The sequence below is a fragment of the Clostridium sp. CAG:43 genome (assembly GCF_000434655.1).
Classification (GTDB): domain Bacteria; phylum Bacillota; class Clostridia; order Lachnospirales; family Lachnospiraceae; genus Otoolea; species Otoolea fessa.
Map to the genome: position 1 here is coordinate 2,338 of NZ_FR895018.1, position 1,733 is coordinate 4,070.

Genomic DNA, 1,733 nt, shown 5'->3' on the forward strand with positions numbered 1-1,733 from the left:
CGCCTCGGCGTCCATCCGCCCCTCAGCCGCCAGCTTCGCCGGAAATGCATTTAACTCCTGTCTCGACATTGCCCGCTCAAACGGCAAAAACTGCAACACACGGTGGTACGCCGTACCGCGCGTCGCGCCGCCTTTTTCTTCCTGCTCCTTCTCCATAAACACTGGCAGCGTCGGCAGAAATACCATCTCCTCCTCCTCTTCCTCCATGCCCTTTTTCTTGAGTTCAGAAACGGACATCTTGGTGTTGAGACTCAGATCGTCCAGGTATGGGTACTGGAAATGGTAGTTGTTGCTGATGATCGATTCTATTTGCCTGATATTTTCGAGCCGATTTTGCGTGTTTGGATGATTCTCGTCATTCGACAAATGGCTGTCCTCCCCCGACAGCCACCGCAGCCACTCTCTCGATAACGTCTGGCGTATCTGCGTGCCAATCTCACGGTCGATCTGGTCGGAAAGCGTTTCCATCTGATATGAAATCCACGGATTTTTTTCCGGAATACTCATCAAAATCCAATCCAGATACGAGGAAGCCAGCGTCAGAATCGTATACGGAATCGCCCCGTGTTCGGCTGCCACTGCGCTCCACTTCGCAATCCGATCCTCCAATTTCCGGGAGGACGCCGTCAGAATCAATTTTTCCTTCGCACGCGTCAGCGCCACGTAAAGAACGCGCAGTTCCTCGCCCAGCGCCTCCAGTTCCATCCGGCGTTTCATCACATTTTTCTTGAGCGTCGGTCCCTTGATGCGCTTCTCACTGTCCAGATAGTCGGTTCCGATTCCCAGATCCGCGTCAATCAGAAGTTTCCCCCGCGTATCCTGCTTGTTAAAATTTTTTCCCATTCCAGCCACAAACACGATCGGAAATTCCAGTCCCTTGCTCTTATGGATACTCATGATCCGCACCACCGTTCCCTCGGAATCTGCCACCGGCGCTTCACCAAAATCTGTATTGTATTTTTTCAGCTTCTCAATATACCGGATGAAATGGAACACACCCCGGTAGCTCGTCGCCTCATAGGCTGCCGCTTTCTCCACCAGCATATCCAGATTGCCGCGCCGTCCCGCCCCGCCCGGAAGCGCCGACACATAGCGGTAATAGCCCGTTTTGTCGTAAATCCGGTAGAGGAGTTCGTGCATCGGCAGGTAAACAGATTCCTGGCGGAATGTATCCAGGAGAGTAAAGAGTTTTTTTAGTTTTTGGCACAATCTGCTTCTCTCCGATCTTGCCGAATCATCCTCGTTCATATACTCCACAACTGACCGGTAAAGCCCTGCATCCCGCGACCGGTCAACGCTCGCCTTATGTTCTGCCACAATCCACGCCATCTCCTCATCGGAAACACCGCCAAACGGCGATTTGAGCACCGACGCCAGGGGAATGTCCTGCATCGGATTGTCGATGACTGCCAGAAGGTTCAGCACCGTCTCGACTTCCAACGTGTTAAAATATCCCGTCCGCGACTCTGCGACCGCTGGGATCCCCTGCGTCGCCAGCACCTCGATAAATTCTTCCGCCCATCCGCTGACGCTTCGAAGCAGAATCACAATATCCCCGTACTGCGCCCGACGGTAAGCTCCAAGCTCCTTATCCCAGATTGTGATCCCCCGTTCTTTATCCGTCATCTCACGGATCTTGCCGGCGATCATGCGCGCTTCCAGCTCTCTGGCGGTGTAATCGGCTGCCTCATCATCTAACTCGGGGGATTCCACCTTCGAATCTTCTGCCTTAT

1 protein-coding gene is annotated in these 1,733 nt (G+C 53.4%); it reads right to left on the minus strand.

Translation table 11 applies throughout. From position 1 onward, the window contains the following. On the minus strand, positions 1-1,713 hold a 1,713-nt coding region (locus tag QVO97_RS01610), incomplete at its 3' end, for a 3'-5' exonuclease (RefSeq protein ID WP_288188614.1). Positions 1,714-1,733: the final 20 nt, after the last annotated feature.